Source organism: Uniformispora flossi, from assembly GCF_049534875.1.
Lineage (GTDB): Bacteria > Actinomycetota > Actinomycetes > Streptomycetales > Streptomycetaceae > Yinghuangia > Yinghuangia aomiensis.
This window is the reverse complement of the sequence record NZ_JBMULZ010000021.1, coordinates 96,616-111,927: the sequence shown is the minus strand read 5'-3', so window position 1 is coordinate 111,927 and position 15,312 is coordinate 96,616. Positions and strand designations below refer to the sequence as shown.

Annotated in this window: 16 protein-coding genes; 7 read left to right on the top strand and 9 right to left on the bottom strand. The window is 72.8% G+C overall.

The genetic code is table 11. The features are described from left to right. Positions 1 to 38: 38 nt before the first annotated feature. The 3 genes from ACPA54_RS33145 to ACPA54_RS33135 all read right to left on the bottom strand — a co-directional run bounded on the left by ACPA54_RS33145 (position 39) and on the right by ACPA54_RS33135 (position 3,374). Complete coding sequence (locus tag ACPA54_RS33145; RefSeq protein WP_423535372.1) at positions 39 to 989, bottom strand: acyl-ACP desaturase; 951 nt, start codon at positions 987 to 989, stop codon at positions 39 to 41. 358 nt (positions 990 to 1,347) lie between these two features. Continuing rightward, positions 1,348 to 2,664 (bottom strand): sensor histidine kinase, encoded by a 1,317-nt coding sequence (locus ACPA54_RS33140; RefSeq protein ID WP_423535419.1) that lies wholly within the window; start codon positions 2,662 to 2,664, stop codon positions 1,348 to 1,350. Positions 2,665 to 2,708: 44 nt separating this feature from the next. Continuing rightward, on the bottom strand, positions 2,709 to 3,374 hold the full coding sequence (locus ACPA54_RS33135; protein WP_345675357.1) for a response regulator transcription factor: 666 nt from the start codon (positions 3,372 to 3,374) through the stop codon (positions 2,709 to 2,711). Between the two features lie 330 nt (positions 3,375 to 3,704). Between ACPA54_RS33135 and ACPA54_RS33130 the strand changes: the two genes are divergently transcribed. Next, positions 3,705 to 3,890 (top strand): hypothetical protein, encoded by a 186-nt coding sequence (locus ACPA54_RS33130; protein WP_423535423.1) that lies wholly within the window; start codon positions 3,705 to 3,707, stop codon positions 3,888 to 3,890. 204 nt (positions 3,891 to 4,094) lie between these two features. Here the strand turns inward: ACPA54_RS33130 and ACPA54_RS33125 are convergent, their stop codons facing one another. Both ACPA54_RS33125 and ACPA54_RS33120 read right to left on the bottom strand, forming a co-directional pair. Then, entirely contained in the window at positions 4,095 to 4,895 is an 801-nt protein-coding gene (locus ACPA54_RS33125; RefSeq protein WP_423535370.1) for an inositol monophosphatase family protein, read from the bottom strand. An 89-nt stretch (positions 4,896 to 4,984) separates the two neighbouring features. Continuing rightward, complete coding sequence (locus ACPA54_RS33120; RefSeq protein WP_423535368.1) at positions 4,985 to 6,097, bottom strand: ferrochelatase; 1,113 nt, start codon at positions 6,095 to 6,097, stop codon at positions 4,985 to 4,987. Between the two features lie 210 nt (positions 6,098 to 6,307). On the opposite strand from ACPA54_RS33120, the gene ACPA54_RS33115 reads away from it, so the two are divergent. Continuing rightward, on the top strand, positions 6,308 to 7,618 hold the full coding sequence (locus tag ACPA54_RS33115; protein WP_423535366.1) for a D-arabinono-1,4-lactone oxidase: 1,311 nt from the start codon (positions 6,308 to 6,310) through the stop codon (positions 7,616 to 7,618). A gap of 91 nt (positions 7,619 to 7,709) precedes the next feature. On the opposite strand, the gene ACPA54_RS33110 is transcribed toward ACPA54_RS33115, so the two are convergent. Then, positions 7,710 to 8,609, bottom strand: a complete 900-nt coding sequence (locus tag ACPA54_RS33110) for a hypothetical protein (protein WP_423535364.1) — start codon at positions 8,607 to 8,609, stop codon at positions 7,710 to 7,712. A gap of 441 nt (positions 8,610 to 9,050) precedes the next feature. Between ACPA54_RS33110 and sepH the strand changes: the two genes are divergently transcribed. From sepH to ACPA54_RS33095, 3 genes are all read left to right on the top strand, one after another. Continuing rightward, on the top strand, positions 9,051 to 10,106 hold the full coding sequence (sepH, locus tag ACPA54_RS33105) for a septation protein SepH (RefSeq protein WP_423535363.1): 1,056 nt from the start codon (positions 9,051 to 9,053) through the stop codon (positions 10,104 to 10,106). Positions 10,107 to 10,381: 275 nt separating this feature from the next. Continuing rightward, entirely contained in the window at positions 10,382 to 10,555 is a 174-nt protein-coding gene (locus tag ACPA54_RS33100; protein WP_423535361.1) for a hypothetical protein, read from the top strand. Positions 10,556 to 10,562: 7 nt separating this feature from the next. Next, entirely contained in the window at positions 10,563 to 10,856 is a 294-nt protein-coding gene (locus tag ACPA54_RS33095; protein WP_423535359.1) for a hypothetical protein, read from the top strand. A gap of 66 nt (positions 10,857 to 10,922) precedes the next feature. Here ACPA54_RS33095 and ACPA54_RS33090 read toward each other — a convergent pair whose 3' ends face one another. Then, on the bottom strand, positions 10,923 to 11,762 hold the full coding sequence (locus tag ACPA54_RS33090) for a sulfurtransferase (RefSeq protein ID WP_423535358.1): 840 nt from the start codon (positions 11,760 to 11,762) through the stop codon (positions 10,923 to 10,925). Positions 11,763 to 11,930: 168 nt separating this feature from the next. Here ACPA54_RS33090 and ACPA54_RS33085 point away from each other — a divergent pair, with 168 nt between their 5' ends. Continuing rightward, the gene (locus ACPA54_RS33085; RefSeq protein ID WP_423535357.1) at positions 11,931 to 12,722 is read left to right on the top strand and encodes a VOC family protein; all 792 of its coding nucleotides are present in this window, start codon (positions 11,931 to 11,933) and stop codon (positions 12,720 to 12,722) included. A 149-nt stretch (positions 12,723 to 12,871) separates the two neighbouring features. Continuing rightward, positions 12,872 to 13,018, top strand: coding sequence for a hypothetical protein (locus tag ACPA54_RS33080; protein WP_423535356.1), 147 nt, complete (start codon positions 12,872 to 12,874; stop codon positions 13,016 to 13,018). A gap of 69 nt (positions 13,019 to 13,087) precedes the next feature. Here the strand turns inward: ACPA54_RS33080 and ACPA54_RS33075 are convergent, their stop codons facing one another. Together ACPA54_RS33075 and ACPA54_RS33070 are read right to left on the bottom strand one after the other, a co-directional pair. Next, the gene (locus ACPA54_RS33075) at positions 13,088 to 14,251 is read right to left on the bottom strand and encodes an alkaline phosphatase family protein (protein ID WP_423535354.1); all 1,164 of its coding nucleotides are present in this window, start codon (positions 14,249 to 14,251) and stop codon (positions 13,088 to 13,090) included. Beyond that, entirely contained in the window at positions 14,248 to 14,835 is a 588-nt protein-coding gene (locus tag ACPA54_RS33070; RefSeq protein WP_345675370.1) for a DUF5998 family protein, read from the bottom strand. The genes ACPA54_RS33075 and ACPA54_RS33070 overlap by 4 nt, the downstream gene beginning before the upstream one ends. Positions 14,836 to 15,312: the final 477 nt, after the last annotated feature.

Below are 15,312 nucleotides of genomic sequence, written 5' to 3'. Positions count from 1 at the left end.
GGCCGGGCCCGTCCCGTGTCGTGGCTGCGGTGCCGGGGTCAGGCGCGCCGCGCCGCCTCGCGCGCCTTGCGGGCGGCGAGCCGCTCGTCGAACTGCGCGGCCTTGTCCTCCAGCAGCGCCAGGAACACGCCCAGCTCGTCGCGAGCCTGCTCGCCCGCCGGCCCGAAGCCGGTGCGCTCCATGACCTTGAGGTTGCGCAGCACCGGCTGCAGCACGTCGTCGAGGTGGATGCGCAGGTTGTAGACGCCGCCGACCGCCATCTTCAGCGAGGCCCGCTCGAAGCCCGTCATGCCGTGGCCGGGCATCCGGAAGCCGGTGATCATGTCGGTGACCGCGCGCATGGCCTGGTCGGGCGCCAGCTCGAACGCCGACTTGAGCAGGTTCCGGTAGAAGACCATGTGCAGGTTCTCGTCGGTGGCGATCCGCGACAGGAGCTGCTCGGCGAGCGGGTCGCCGCACGCGCGGCCGGAGTTGCGGTGCGAGACGCGCGTGGCGAGTTCCTGGAACGTCACGTAGGCGACGACGTGCAGCGGGTTGCCGAGGTGGTCGCCCTGGTAGCCGTTCTCCATGTGCTCCATGCGGGACCGCTCCAGCGCCACCGGGTCGACCGCGCGGGCGGCCATCAGGTAGTCGCGGATCGCGATGCCGTGGCGGCCTTCCTCGGCCGTCCAGCGGTGCACCCAGGTGCCCCACGCGCCGTCCCGGCCGAACATGTTGGCGATCTCGAAGTGGTAGCTCGGGAGGTTGTCCTCGGTGAGCAGGTTGAGGGTGAGCGAGATCCGCCCCACGTCGGTCAGCCCGGACTCCTCGGGGCGCCACGCCTCGCCGCCCATCAGGCCGTCGAAGTCGCGGCCGCGCGACCACGGCACGTACTCGTGCGGGAACCACTCCTTGGCGATGCCCAGGTGCCGGTCGAGTTCGACGGCGACCACCTGTTCGAGTTCGCTCAGCAGATCGATACCGGTCGGTTCGGGGGCTGTCAGGGTCACGGCGACTCCAAGCGGGATGGGACGGGCGGCGGCGGTGGGTACGCGGCACACGGACGCAGCGACAACACGGGTACCAAGCTGCGTCGGCCGCCGCCCCTCCGGTTCGGGTGCTTGCCGGCACGTCCCCACCCGCTCGGCAAACCCCGGACCGCTCGCGGCTCCGGCGCACAGCGCGTTCCTACGCTGTCGTAACTTACGACACCGTAGGTTGTCCCGGGCCCTGCGGGCAACCGGCCTGGTCAGGTACGTCGTAGTACGTCGCCAGGGTGAAGCCGCCACTACGCTCGGCGACCGATTCGCGGCATATTCCGAGCCCCGTTCGAGGCTTGTTCGAGACTTGTCCGAAGACCGTGCGCTCCTATTTGGCAGGGGCCGGGAAGCCGACGCGGACGATCAGCCCGCCCTCCTCGCGCGCCTCCGCCTCGATCCAGCCGCCGTGTGCGCGCGCCACCGAACGCACGATGGACAGGCCGAGGCCGACGCCCTTGTCGGACTCGGTGCGGTCGCCGCGCAGCCGCCGGAACGGCTCGAACAGCGACTCGACGTTCTCCGGCGGCACCGCGGGGCCGCTGTTCGCCACGGTGAGCATCGCGGTGCCGTCGACCGTGGACGTGGACATCTCGACCCAGCCGCCCGGCGTGTTGTAGCGGACGGCGTTCTGCGCGAGGTTCAACGCGACGCGTTCGAGGAGCACGAGGTTGCCGGACACCCAGGCGGGTTCGAAATCGCCGCGCAGTTCGACGTCCCGGTCGCCCGCTTCGCCGGCGAGCTGTTCGATGGTGCGTCCGGCGACCTCGGAGAGGTCGACGGGCTTGGGGTCGGTCAGTTCGTTCTCGCTGCGGGCGAGCAGCAGCAGGCCCTCGATGAGGCGCTCGCTGCGCTCGTTGGTGGTGAGCAGCTTGTCGCCGAGTTCGCGCAGCTGGGGCGGCACTTCGGGGTCGCCGAGGGCCACCTCCAGCAGGGTGCGGTTGATGGCGAGCGGGGTGCGCAGTTCGTGGGAGGCGTTGGCGACGAACTTGCGCTGCGAGTCGAACGCCCGGTCGAGGCGTTCCAGCATCTCGTCGAACGTGTCGGCGAGTTCCTTGAGTTCGTCGTCGGGGCCGTCCAGGTCGATGCGCCGGTGCAGCCCGGAGCCGCCGCTGCCGGCGACGGCGCGCGCGGCGGCGGTGATGCGGCCGAGGGGGCTCAGCACGCGGCCGGCCATGACGTAGCCGAAGCCGAACGCGATGACGGACAGCAGCACCAGCGCCAGCAGCGACTGCTGGAGCAGCGAGTGCAGCACCAAGTCGCGCTGGTTGCCCTGGCGGGCCTCCAGCATGCGGTTGAACGCGTCGGGCGAGATCACCTGGCCGGCCGCGTCGCGGATCACCACGTCGCTGTTGAACCGGATGTCCGGCGGCTTCTGGTCGGACAGGTTCTGCCCGACCAGCAGGTAGACGCTGCCCAGCAGCAGCACGCCCGCGATCAGGAACATGCCGCCGTACAGCGCGGTCAGGCGCATCCGGATGGAAGGCCGCAGCCAGTCCGGAGCGTAGCTGAGCCGCGAGTGGTAGGCGCCGCCGTCGCCCGGGTCGAGACCCAGCACGAGCTTGCGGGCGCTCGGCTCCTTGGCGGGCTTGGGCGGCGCGCCGGGACGCGGCGGGCGGCTGGGGCGCGGCGGGTGCTGCGGGCGCAGCGGTGCCGCCCCCGAGGACGGGGGCTTGGCCTGGGGTTTGTCGTTCACGCCTCGTCGCCGATGCGGTATCCGGCCCCCGGAACGGTCATGATCACGGCGGGTTCGCCGAGCTTGCGGCGCAACGTCATGACGGTGACGCGCACCACGTTGGTGAACGGGTCGGTGTTCTCGTCCCACGCCTTCTCGAGCATCTGCTCGGCGGACACCACGGAACCGTCCGCGCGCATGAGCACTTCGAGGACGGCGAACTCCTTCGGCGACAGGTGCACCGGGCTGCCGTTGCGCGCGACCTCGCGGCGGTTGGGGTCGAGCCGGATCCCGGCCCGCTCCAGCACCGGCGGCAGCGCGGTGACCGCGCGGCGGCCCAACGCCCGCACCCGAGCGATGAGTTCGCTGAACGCGAAGGGCTTGGGGAGGTAGTCGTCGGCGCCCAGCTCCAAGCCTTCGACCCGGTCGCTGACGTCGGCGGACGCGGTCAGCATGAGGATGCGCGTGGGCAGGCCGGTGTCGATGACGGCCCGGCACACGTCGTCGCCGTGCACGAGCGGCAGGTCGCGGTCGAGCACCACCACGTCGTAGTCGTTGACGGCGACCCGCTCCAGGGCGGCCTCGCCGTCGTACACGACGTCGACGGCCATCGCCTCGCGGCGCAGCCCCGTCGCTACCGCGTCCGCCAGCAACTGCTCGTCTTCGACGACGAGAACCCGCACCGCTGATGTCCTTCCGCACGAACCACTGTCGAACCTGCATGCAGCACCGCTGCAAACGTTTGGACCGTCGGGCGCCGTCCGCGGCCGGACTGCCCGCCCTGCCTCGAGGGACGGCGCCGACGGTGACTCCATCTTGCCCCGGCCGCCGGTAAAGCGTCGGTAAGCGCACCTGCGACGGCACCCCGGGTCCGGATTGCCGACTTCGCTGCGGTACCGTCCGTAATGATCCGCCCATCGGTGCGACAAGTGTCACACTGCCAAGTGGCGTCGCGGTTTTCGCGGCCGATCTCGAGGGGTAGGACAACCCAAACCGGCGACCATTCGAGTCACTTGGGGCCCCTCATGGACGAGTTCACCGCTGACGTGCTGCGTCGCATACGCGAAACGGAACAGACCCTCAAGCAGGCCTTCGACACGGGGGACGACTTCCTCGTGGAGGTTCAGCAGGAGGAGCTGCAAGACCTGGTACGCATGGCTTCGGACCACGGCGTACAAGTACTGCCCGAACGCGCCTGACACCGCGACCGCCGCGACCACCGCGACCCTGGGGGCGGGGCCGGAGCGCAACGGACAGTCGACACGGCACACACGGCAGACCACAGAACCCCCGACCGACGCGCGGCGCATCGGCCGGGGGTTTCTTGCGTCTCCGGACAGCTCGGACCCGGCTCCCGTGCGGCGCGGATGCGGAGCCGGCGGGCCGGGCGCGGGGCCTCCGGGTCAGGCGCCCAGCCGCTCCAGCACCGCGACCAGTTCGCCGTGCAGCGGCGCCGCCGCCGCGACCACCACGTTGCTGCCGTCGTCCTCGGCGCGGATCTGCGCCACCTCCGCACCCGCCTCGCTCGCGATGACCGCGCCCGCGGCCAGGTCCCACGGGTTCAGGCCGCGCTCGTAGTACGCGTTCACCCGCCCGCACGCCACCGCGCACAGGTCCGCCGCCGCCGAACCGAACCGGCGGATGTCCCGGATACCGGGCAGCAGTTCCGCCACCACGGCCGCCTGCCGGGTGCGCCGTTCGGCCGTGTAGCCGAACCCGGTCGCCACCAGCGCCCGGTCCAGCGGCACCGGAGCGGCGGCCCGGATCGGCGCCCCGTTACGGAATGCACCTCCACCGCGCACGGCGTGGAACGTCTCGCCGAACGTGGGCACCTCGACCACGCCGACGATCCCGCCGTGCTCGTCCTCGGCCGCGATCGACACGCACCAGCCCGGCAGCCCGTACAGGTAGTTGACCGTGCCGTCGATCGGGTCGATCACCCACCGCACGCCGCTCTCGCCGGCCTCCCCCGCGCCCTCCTCGCCGAGGAAGCCGTCGTGCGGCCGGCGGGCGCGCAGGAACTCGACGATCAGTTTCTCGGCGCGGGTGTCCATTTCGGTGACGACGTCGGTCGGGCTGCTCTTGGTCGCCGCGACACCGAGGTCCGCGGGCCGGTCGACGGTGAGCATCCCCCCGGCGAGCCGGGCGGCTTCCAGCGCAAGTTCGAGCAGGTCGGCGGTGTCGCCGTGGATGTTCGTGGTCACCCGGCCATCCTGTCAGCCGCCCCGGAGACCCGCGCGACAGGCCGGACGGGCCTCCGCTCCGGGTGGCGCCGGCCCGGCCGCCGCCGGGATTACGACGGCAGCGGCGGCACAGCCTCCAGGGCCGCACCGCGCAGGCCCGCGCCGCGGCCGCGCGGGTCGGGGCAGCAGCCGAGCGGGCACACGTCGTGGCTCGGGCCCAGCGCCCCCAGCGCGCAGCGGTCAGGCGACTCGCCGCGCAGTGCGGCCGCGCGCTCCAGCACCAGGTCGCGCACCGCGGCGGCGAACCGGGGGTCCGCGCCGGTCGTCGCGGCCCGCGCCACCGGAAGGCCGAGCGTCGCGGCGGTCTCGGCGGCCTGCACGTCCAGGTCGTAGACGACCTCCATGTGGTCCGACACGAAGCCGATCGGCACGAGCACCGCGGCGGGCACCCCGTCGGCCTTGAGCCGTGCCAGGTGGTCGTTGACGTCCGGCTCGAGCCACGGCACGTGCGGCGGGCCGCTGCGGCTCTGGTAGACGAGGTCCCACGCGTGCTCCCGGCCGAGCACCCGCGCGACGCCTTCGGCGACCAGCCGCGCGGTCTCGCGGTGCTGGGCGACGTACGCGCCGCCCTCCGGCCCCGCGGTCTCCGCCGTCGCGACCGGGATCGAGTGCGTGGTCATCACCAGCCGCGCGTCCGCCCGCACCTCCGCGGGCAGGTCGTCGAACGCGGCCACCGTGTGGTCGACCAGGGGTTCGACGAAGCCGGGATGGTTGTAGTAGTGCCGCAGCTTCTCCAGCACCGGCGCCTCCGCACCGGTTTCGGCCCGCGCGGCCAGCAGGTTCTCGTGGTACTGCCCGCAGCCCGAGTACGACGCGTACGCGCTGGTCACCAGCACCGCCGCGCGCCGCACCCCGTCGTCGGCCATCCGCCGGAGCGTGTCGCCGAGATACGGCTGCCAGTTGCGGTTCCCCCAATACACGGGCAGCCCGACCCCGGCGTCGGCGAAGTCCTTCTCGACCGCCGCGATCAGCTCACGGTTCTGCCCGTTGATCGGGCTGACCCCGCCGAACAACCGGTAATGCGCACCCGCCTCGGCCAGCCGCTCGGGCGGCACACCGCGCCCGCGGGTCACGTTCTGCAGGAACGGAATCACGTCGTCCGGGCCCTCGGGGCCGCCGAACGAGAGCAGGAGAAGGGCGTCGAAGGGCGCTGCGGAGTGCATGGGTCCGATCCTCGCACCTGCCGGGCGGCGTCCACGGCCCGCACGGCCCGCGGCACGCCGCGCGCCGTGAGTCCACCCGGGCCCTGCGGCGCCGCCGGGCCTTCCCGCACATGGTGACCGGCGGGTAATGTCCGGACATCCCACCGCCGGGGGCTCCCGCCGCACCCATGTCCGCGGCCGCCGGGCCGCCTCCGCTTCCTGGAGGACCTCTTGAGCAGCACGCCGCCCCCGCCCTGGAAGAACTGGGCCGGGAACCAGACCGCCCATCCCCGGCGCGTGGTCACCCCGCGCTCGCCCGAGGAGGTCTCGGCGGCGGTGCGCCGTGCGGCGTCCGAGGGCATGCGGGTCAAGGCGGTCGGGGCCGGGCACTCGTTCACCTCGGTGGCGTTGACGGACGGCGTGCAGATACGGCCCGAGGGCCTCACCGAGATCCGGAGCGTGGACGCCGAGGCGGGCACCGTCACGGTCGGCTCCGGCATGCGCCTGGAGCGCTTCAACGACGTGCTCGCCGGGCACGGCCTCGCGCTCACCAACATGGGCGACATCGCGGTGCAGAGCCTGGCCGGCGCGACCGGCACCGGCACGCACGGCACCGGCCGCGCGTCGGGCGCCTTGTCCGGGCAGATCCGCGGCCTCGAAATGGTGCTCGCGGACGGCGAGATCGTCACCTGCTCGGCCACCGAGAACGCCGAGCTGTTCGCGGGCGCCCGGGTCGGCCTCGGCGCCCTCGGCATCGTCACGGCGCTCACCTTCGCCGTCGAACCGGCGTTCCTCCTCGAAGCCCGCGAGGAGCCGATGACGCTCGACACGGTCCTCGGCGGCTTCGACGAGCTGTGCGCGGACAACGACCACTTCGAGTTCTACTGGTTCCCGCACACCGACAGCTGCAACGTCAAGCGCAACAACCGCACCGAAGGCCCGGCCAAACCGCTGTCAAAGGCCCGGTTCCTGCTCGACGACGAAATCCTGTCCAACGGCGTCTTCGGCCTCGCCTGCCGGCTCGGCAAGGCCGCGCCGAAAGCGATCCCGACGATCGCCAAGCTGTCCAGCAAGGCCCTGTCCGCACGCACCTACACGGACGCGTCGTACAAGGTCTTCACCAGCCCGCGCCGCGTCCGATTCGTCGAAATGGAGTACGCGATCCCGCGCGAGGCCCTCACCTCCGCACTGCGCGAGGTCCACAAGCTCGTCGCCGACGGCGACGACAAGGTGTCGTTCCCGGTCGAGGTCCGCATCGCACCGGGTGACGACATGTGGCTGTCGACCGCGAGCGGGCGCGACAGCGCGTACATCGCCGTGCACATGTACCGCGGCACCGCGCACGAGCGGTACTTCACCGCCGTCGAGCGCATCATGACCGCGCACCAAGGGCGTCCGCACTGGGGCAAGCTGCACACCCGCGACGCGGAGTACTTCGCCGACGTGTACCCGCACTTCGCGGACTTCCGCACGCTGCGCGACCGCGTCGACCCCGAACGCCGGTTCGGCAACGCCTACTTGCGGCGCGTGCTCGGCGAATAACCGAACGGAAAGGCACCGGGCGCGGCGTGAGATTCCCCACGCCGCGCCCGTATCCGCCGTATGCCGTATCCGGAATGCGGTGTTGCCGCGGTCAGGGCCCCTTCGCCGCGTCCCCCGCAGGCGGGACCTGCTGGTCCTGGCCGCCCTGCGGGGGCGGTGTGGCGCCGCCGGTCCCCGCGCCGCCGGTCGGCGGGGTCGTCGGCTTGTCGGTCGGAGTTTCGGTCGGGGTGGACGTGGGCTTCTCCGTCGCGGTCGGCGTGGGCGTCGCAGTCGGCGACGTCCCCGCGCCGCCACCGTCGGACTGCTTGCCGTCGCTGCCGCCCGTGCCGTCGGTCGTGCCGGGCGACGGGGCGCGGTCCCCGGCGGAGCCGCCCGTGCCGGAGTCCGTGGTGGCCGGTGCGGTGGGCTGCTTGTCGGGGGTGGACTTGTGCCCGCCGCCCCCGCCGATCTCGCTGATCGTGGGCCGGTCGCCGCCGTTCCCGAACAGGCTCGCGAACGACTTCCCCATGCCCAGTTCGGTGACCGTGATCGCGGCCATCGCGATGGCGAACACCGCGACCGCGCCGACCACCGAGCGCGCCAACCACGTTCTGTTGCGCGGCCGTTCGCCGTCCCGGGAGCCGCCGGACGCGGCCGTGCCGGGCAGCGCCGGCAGCGGTTCGGCCGCCGCCCCCCGGCCCGGGTCGAACACCGGCATCACCCGAGTGGCGTCCTCCGACCCCGGCGCCGCCGGTACCGCGGGCCGGCGCGGGTGCGTGGTCATCTGGGAGCGCACGTCCCGCAGTTGGTCGCCGGTGCGGCGGAACATGTGGACGTACACGGCACTGCCCACGGTCGCGCACACGCTCGCGATGGCGGCGCCGATCATGGTCCCCGCGGCCCCGAGGCTGGAGAGCAGGAAAGCCGAGGAAACGGCCGCCAGGGCGCTTGCCACGACCTGCGTACCGTTCAGTTCGATCCGCCGGCGCTCCTCGCCGGGCCTTTCCTGCATCACTCTCCTAGGGCCCAACCCGGGCCAAATCATGACGTGCCGGGATTCTTCTCTTCTGTGGGACCCCCGGCGGCACCCCGGCCGTTCCGCTTTCGGTGATCTTGTGAGGAACCTCACCGGGCGCGGCCGAAATTTTTCGCCCGGATGTGGACGCGCCGTTACGGCGCGGTGCGGCCCAGCCGCGCGCCCGAATGGAGTACTGTTCACGCCAGGTTCCGGAAAGACCTGGGTAGAGGGGGGAAGCAACCGATCGTACGGGATCGGGAACCTGCAAATCGGACAAACGCCCCCGAGGGTCATTTCTCCGGAACCGGTACTCAAGGAGCCACCGCGACACAACGGCGCGACGGGTATGAAAATCCGACACGCCGGGACAAATCGGTCAGGTTGTGGCACGCCGCCACTGGGCAAGTCACACTCGTAACGGGAGCAACGACGCAGGTGACGTCGGCAGGCACCACCCGGGAGGTCCCCATGCCCGAACTGCGTGTCGTGGCCGTCAGCAACGACGGCACACGGCTGGTGCTGAAGGCTGCCGACGGAACCGAGTTCAGCCTGGCCATCGACGAGCGCCTGCGCGCCGCCGTCCGCGGCGACCGCGCCCGACTCGGCCAGATCGAGATCGAAGTCGAAAGCCAGCTCCGGCCCCGCGACATCCAGGCGCGCATAAGGGCGGGTGCCACCGCGGAAGAAGTCGCGCAGCTCGCCGGCATCCCCGTCGACCGCGTGCGCCGCTTCGAAGGCCCGGTCCTCGCCGAACGCGCCTTCATGGCCGAGCGCGCCCGCAAGACGCCGATCCGCCGGCAGGGCGAAGCCGCCGGCCCGCTCCTCGGCGAGATCGTCACCGAACGCCTGCACCTGCGCGGCGCCGACTCCGAATCCGTCCAGTGGGACTCCTGGCGGCGCGACGACGGCAGCTGGGAAGTCCTGCTGCTGTACCGCGTCGACGGCGAGATGCACTCGGCCAGTTGGAGCTTCGACCCGCCCCGGCGCCTGGTCACCACCAACGACGACGAAGCCCGCTCGCTGGTCGGCGAACAGGGCGCCGAGACGCCGTTCCCGTTCCGGCCGCGCCTCGCGTCGCTGCCCCGCAACACCGGCGACGACGCGATCACCAGCCTCCTCGACGCCGTCCCGGGCCTGCGCGGCGAATCCGCAGCCGCGGCCGCGGGGCCCCGCGAACCGGTGCGCATCGACGTCCCGGCCATCGGCGGCGAACGCACCCGGCCCGGCCCCGCGACGATCCCGGTCCCGGTGCCCGACGAGGACGAACCCGAAGCCCCCGCGGCAGCCGCCGCCGGGGGCGGCGCGCCGTCCGCCGCCGGATCCGCCTACGAGAACGTCCTCGTGCCCCGCGTCGTCGGCCCGCACCGCGACCGCCTCGTCGGCGCCACCGACCGCCAGGCCGAAGCCGACGGCGTCCGCCCCGGCCGCCGCGCCACGGTGCCCAGCTGGGACGAGATCGTCTTCGGCAGCCGCCGCAAGAAGCGCGAATAGCACGAGTCAGCCGTCCGGCCGGCCCCCGGCCGAACCCGCGACGACGAGCCCGTCTCCGCACCGGAGGCGGGCTCTTCGCTGCGCCCCGGACCGGCCGCCGCAGCGAACGCGGACCCGGCCGCGAGTTGCCCGCACGCCGGTCAAGGACACCCCACGGTTGCCCCCCGATCGCCTTTATATCGCCCCCAATCCCCCGGATTACTTCCTGCCGGGGCGTCGGGGGCCCTACTGTGTCCGAGTCGGTTGCTCCGGTAGTGGCTCCGGGGACGGTGGAAATGAGCGTGGGAACAACGGATCGGGTGGGCCAGCAGGACGAGCGCACACTGCTCGCCGAGGTACGGCTGCTCTTCGGCGCGGTCGACCCCTGGCTCGTCGAATTCATGCGGGCGGCGACCGCCCGCGGCTCCGCATCCGCACCGCCCGGCCGGCGCACCCGCCGCACCCCGTGAGGCCGCGGTGCCCCTCCTCGGCGCCGACGTCGACGACGCACCCCGGGTCCTCACCTTCGACGCGCCGTCGCTGACCGTCGTCGCCGAAGTCGCCCGCCGCGCGGGACGCATCCGGCTGCACGGCCAGCTGACCGTCCCTCAGCGCGTATGCCTGGAGATCCGGCACGCCGACGGCGTCCGCACGGTGCTCACCGACGACCTCGGCCGCTTCGCCGCCGCCGACCTGCCGCCGGGACTCATCGGCTTCGTCGCCTACACGGCCGCAGGGCTCCGCGAGGCCACGCACTGGATGGCCGTCTAGCCACGTGCTCCTCAGTGCGCGGACGCTCCCGCGGGCACCCGCAGGAGCGTCCACGCACCGGCCGCGTCACTCCCCCGTCGCCACCGGCCGCGCCGGGTCGCTGCTCCAACCGCTCCACGACGGCGCGTACAGCGCCGCGTCGATCCCGGCGCTCGCCAGCGCCAGCACCGTGTGCGACGCGGTGACACCCGAACCGCAGTAGGCCGCGACCCGCGCACCCGGCACCACGCCGAGCGCCGCGTACCGGGCGCGCAGCGTCTCCGCGTCCAGCAGGCGGCCCTCCGCATCCAGCGTCCCGGTCTCCGGCGCGTTCACCGCACCGGGGATGTGCCCGGCAACCGGGTCGATCGGCTCCGTCTCGGCGCGGAAGCGCTCGGCCGCGCGCACGTCCAGCAGCACGCCGTCGGCCGGCAGCGCGGCGGCCTCGGCCGCGTCCAGCAGCGGCAGACCGCCCGGCTTCGCCGCGAAGTCGCCCGGCGCGGGCGCCGGTTCGGCGGTGTCCACCGGCCGGCCCGCCGCGGTCCACGCCTGGAAGCCGCCGTCCAGGACCCGCACCCGGTCGTGGCCGAAGTAGCGCAACAGCCACCACACACGCGACGCCGCGATGCCGTCCGCACCGTCGTAGGCGACCACGTCGCTGTCCGCGGACACGCCCGCGCGGCGCATCACCGCGGCGAACGCGTCCGCATCCGGCAGCGGATGCCGCCCGGCCTCCCCGACCGGCGCCGACACCGGCGCGGACAGCTCGGAGTCCATGTCCACGAAGACCGCACCCGGCACGTGGCCCTCGCGGTACCAGCCGATTCCCGGCGGTCCGCCGAGCTTGTAGCGGATGTCGAGCACCACCGGCGGACGCTCGGAGCCCAGCGCGGCGGCCAGGTCGGCAACGGAGATCACAGGGTTCATCCCGCCATCCTCCCGCGTCCGCGCGGTCCCCCGTGCGGCCCGGCGCGCCGGGAACGCGCACCGCCCACGCCGCACTGCCCGCGACAGTGCCCAGGCCACGTGCCAGCATCGGACAAGGAGGCTGTGGCGGCCCCGCCGCCCGCGAACATCCGCCTGGGAGGCACCCGCATGACCATCATGACCGGCACATACCCTCCCGGGGTGCCCTGCTGGGCGGATCTCGGCACCGCCGACCCCGACGCCTCCCTCGCCTTCTACGGCACCGTCTTCGGCTGGCACGGCGCACCCGGCCCCGGGGACGTCGACTACTACACCTCCTGCGCGGTCCGCGGCCGCCGCGTCGCAGGAATCCGCCTGCTGCCCGAACCCGACGTGCCCATCGGCTGGACCACCTACCTGGCCACCGACGACGCCGACGCCGCCGTGGTGAAAGCCGCCGCCGAAGGCGCCGAAGTCGCCTACCCCCCGATGGACGTCCTCGACATGGGACGGTTCGCCCTCCTCACCGACCCCACCGGCGCACCCTTCGGCCTGTGGCAGGCCCGCAGCCTGGTCGGCGCCGAACTCGTCAACGAACCCGGCGGCATCGTCTGGACCGAACTCCTCACCCGCGACACCCCACGGGCCCTCGCCTTCTACGGCGCCCTCTTCGGCTACGCCTTCGAGGACATGAGCGCCGAAGGCTTCGACTACCACGCCTTCTCCGTCGACGACCGCCCCCGCGGCGGAATCATGGGCATGGACGCCAACTGGCCCGACGAACTCCCCGCCCACTGGCACGTCACCTTCTGCGTCGCCGACACCGACGCCACCGCCGGACTCGTCCGCGCCGCAGGCGGCACCGTCCTCAGCGAACCCCGGAACTCGCCCTACGGCCGCATCGCGCAATGCCGCGACCCGCACGGCGCGGACTTCGCCATCCTCAAGAGCGACGAACACGCCGCGGACCCCACCGGATAAGCCGACCGGGCGATCCGCCTGCCCCCATCGGACGAACGCTGCGCTCTTCGGACCAGCGGCAACCACCCGAACGCCCGCCGATGTCCTCACGTAGAGTCGGAACCGTCGGGCCTGCCCGGGAGTTGATACGGCGTCACCGTTTCGCCGCAGTGTCGGCCCCGGGCCGCACGGATCCGCCCGACACCGACCACTCAAGGGGGTTCGCCACCATGGGCAAACTGTTCAAGATCGTCCTGCCGGTCGCCATCGTCGCCGGCCTCGCCTCGGTCCTGCTCAAGAAGCGCAAGCAGGCCTGAGACCACGCGTCCCGGTGGTTTGCGGGACCGGACGAAACCCGGCCCCGCAAACCACCCGGAAAACCCCGCTCAGGCATGGACTTCGAGCAGCGGCACCAGCTGCTCCGCCGGCGTCATCGAGCCGTGCAGGCCCACCATCCGCGACTCGTTCGGCTCCCGCCGCGTCGCCACGATGGCGACATCCGCCCACGGCGCCGCCACCACATCGCCGATCCGGTAGTACACCCGCTCCTCGACCGGCCCGAACCAGCCCGCGTCGATCGCCTGGTCGCGCGACAGCACCCAGCAGCTGTCCGCGAGCACGTCCTGCCAGATGGCCAGCACATCGCCGGCCGCACCCGGCACCGCATACACATGCCGCGCCCGGCCCTCGCCGCCCAGCAGCGCGACACCGGCCGACAGCTCCGGATCGGTGTCCACGTCGATGCGGTCCTCCATCGGCACGTCGATCATGCCGTGGTCCGCCGTCACGTACAGCGCCGTCCCGCGCGGCAGTTGCTCCGCCAAACGGCGCACCAGACCGTCCACGCGCGACAGTTCGATCCGCCACGCATCCGACTGGCAGCCGTAGCCGTGACCGGCCTTGTCGACGTCGCTCACATACGTGTAGACGAGCACCGGGCCCGGTTGCGCCAACTGGTCGAGAACACCCTGCACGCGCGCCTCGCCCGCCGCCGCGGCCACATACCGGCCGCCCTGCAGCGCCACCTGCGTCAGCGGCGTGTGCTCGAACATCGGATCCGACACCTGCGCGACGGTGATGCCCGCGGCGGCGGCCCGCTCCATCAGCGGCGGATGCGGCTGCCACTCGCGCGGCGGCACGTACGGGTCCCAGCGCAGCTGGTTCATCAGCCGCGCGTCACCCGGGATCGCCACCGTGTAGCCCATCAACCCGTGCGCACCCGGCGGCAGCCCGGTGCCGAACGAGGCAAGGCTCGTCGCCGTCGTGGCCGGGAAACCCGCGGTGATCGGCTCCCCGCGGCCGCCCCACGAACCAGGGATCAGCGACGTCAGGAACGGCGCCCACTCCGGGTTCGCCTTCAGCAGCTCCCAGCCGAGACCGTCGACGAGGAACACCACGGCCCGCTCCGTCGCGGGCAGGCCGAGCACATTGGCCTCGCCCGCCATGCCCAGCGACGCGGCGACGGACGGCAGCAGATCGGACAGCGCCCCGGTGCCGTAACGCGGTACCGGGACGGGCGGCGGTTCCGGAGCCCAGGCTGCGGCGCTCACCGGCCGATGCCGGCGACGGCCTCGGACAGGCGCTTCGCGAACGCCAGCGTGCGCTCGACCGCGTCCGGACCGTCGGCCGCCTCGCTGACCCGCAGCGACAGGTCGTCGGCGGTCATCGCGCCCGTGTAGCCGTGGTCGATGTCGCAGTTCGGGTCGGCGCAGCCGGCCGGCTCCAGGTCGATGCGGCCCACCGCGCCCCAGCCGATGGTGAGGACGACCTCCCGCGGCGGGGCACCCGGCACGTACTCGGCCGGGTTGCCGACGACGCGGCTGACCACGACGGACTCGATGCGGTCGATGCGGACGGTCTCGGTCGACGTGGTCGCGTACGGCGTCGGCGACGTGTCGTCGGGCGCGTGCTCGTCGGTGTGGCTGACCAGGAAGCGGCCGGGGGTGAGCACGAGGACGGTCACGTGCCGCCGGACCTCGTTGGAGTCGAACGTCGTCTCCTGGTGCACCAGGTACGCATCGACCTGCTCGGTCCCGATCGTGGACTCGACCGCGTCGGCGACGAGGGCGGGGTAGTAGCCGCTGCGCTCGATCGCCGTACGCAAACCCTGAGTCGAGGTGGAGGTCTTCGCCATGCCCCCATCCTGGCACCTTTGGGGGCGCGCGTGCGCCATCCGGGCGTTCGCGGCGCACCTCCGCACAACCTCCGGGGCCCGTCCGAACCGGGGCGCCGCCCGGGCTGCCACGCTCGGCAGCGGCCTTATAACTCTTTGTCGATGTCCTGACAGTCCCCGTACGAGTGACGGGGAGGCACACGGCCGCCCCGCCTGGTCCCACCGCGCAACCGCGCGCCCTCCACGCGCCCTCCCCCGCGGCCTTCCGAACCGGTTGACTGTCGGTTGTGCAGGACGGACGGGGAGACAGGGACACACCGCTCGCGCGGTGAGCCCCGACGCCCGGCACACACGTCAGGGTCTCCGCGCCGGAGACCCGGGCGACACCGCGACCGCGCCGGCGGGATCGGGGAAACCCGGCGTGGGAGCGGTCGGTCCGGTGGACCGGCCGGCATGAGGGCACCGCCGCGTGGAGGGCGGTGCGGAGGGGCATGGCGG

Coding starts and splice junctions, on each gene's coding strand:
- ACPA54_RS33120 (WP_423535368.1), bottom strand. CDS start 6,097: ATGCACTCCGCAGCGCCCTTCGACGCCCTTCTCCTGCTCTCGTTCGGC.
- ACPA54_RS33100 (WP_423535361.1), top strand. CDS start 10,382: ATGAGCGTGGGAACAACGGATCGGGTGGGCCAGCAGGACGAGCGCACA.
- ACPA54_RS33090 (WP_423535358.1), bottom strand. CDS start 11,762: ATGAACCCTGTGATCTCCGTTGCCGACCTGGCCGCCGCGCTGGGCTCC.
- ACPA54_RS33085 (WP_423535357.1), top strand. CDS start 11,931: ATGACCATCATGACCGGCACATACCCTCCCGGGGTGCCCTGCTGGGCG.
- ACPA54_RS33070 (WP_345675370.1), bottom strand. CDS start 14,835: ATGGCGAAGACCTCCACCTCGACTCAGGGTTTGCGTACGGCGATCGAG.
- ACPA54_RS33110 (WP_423535364.1), bottom strand. CDS start 8,609: ATGCAGGAAAGGCCCGGCGAGGAGCGCCGGCGGATCGAACTGAACGGT.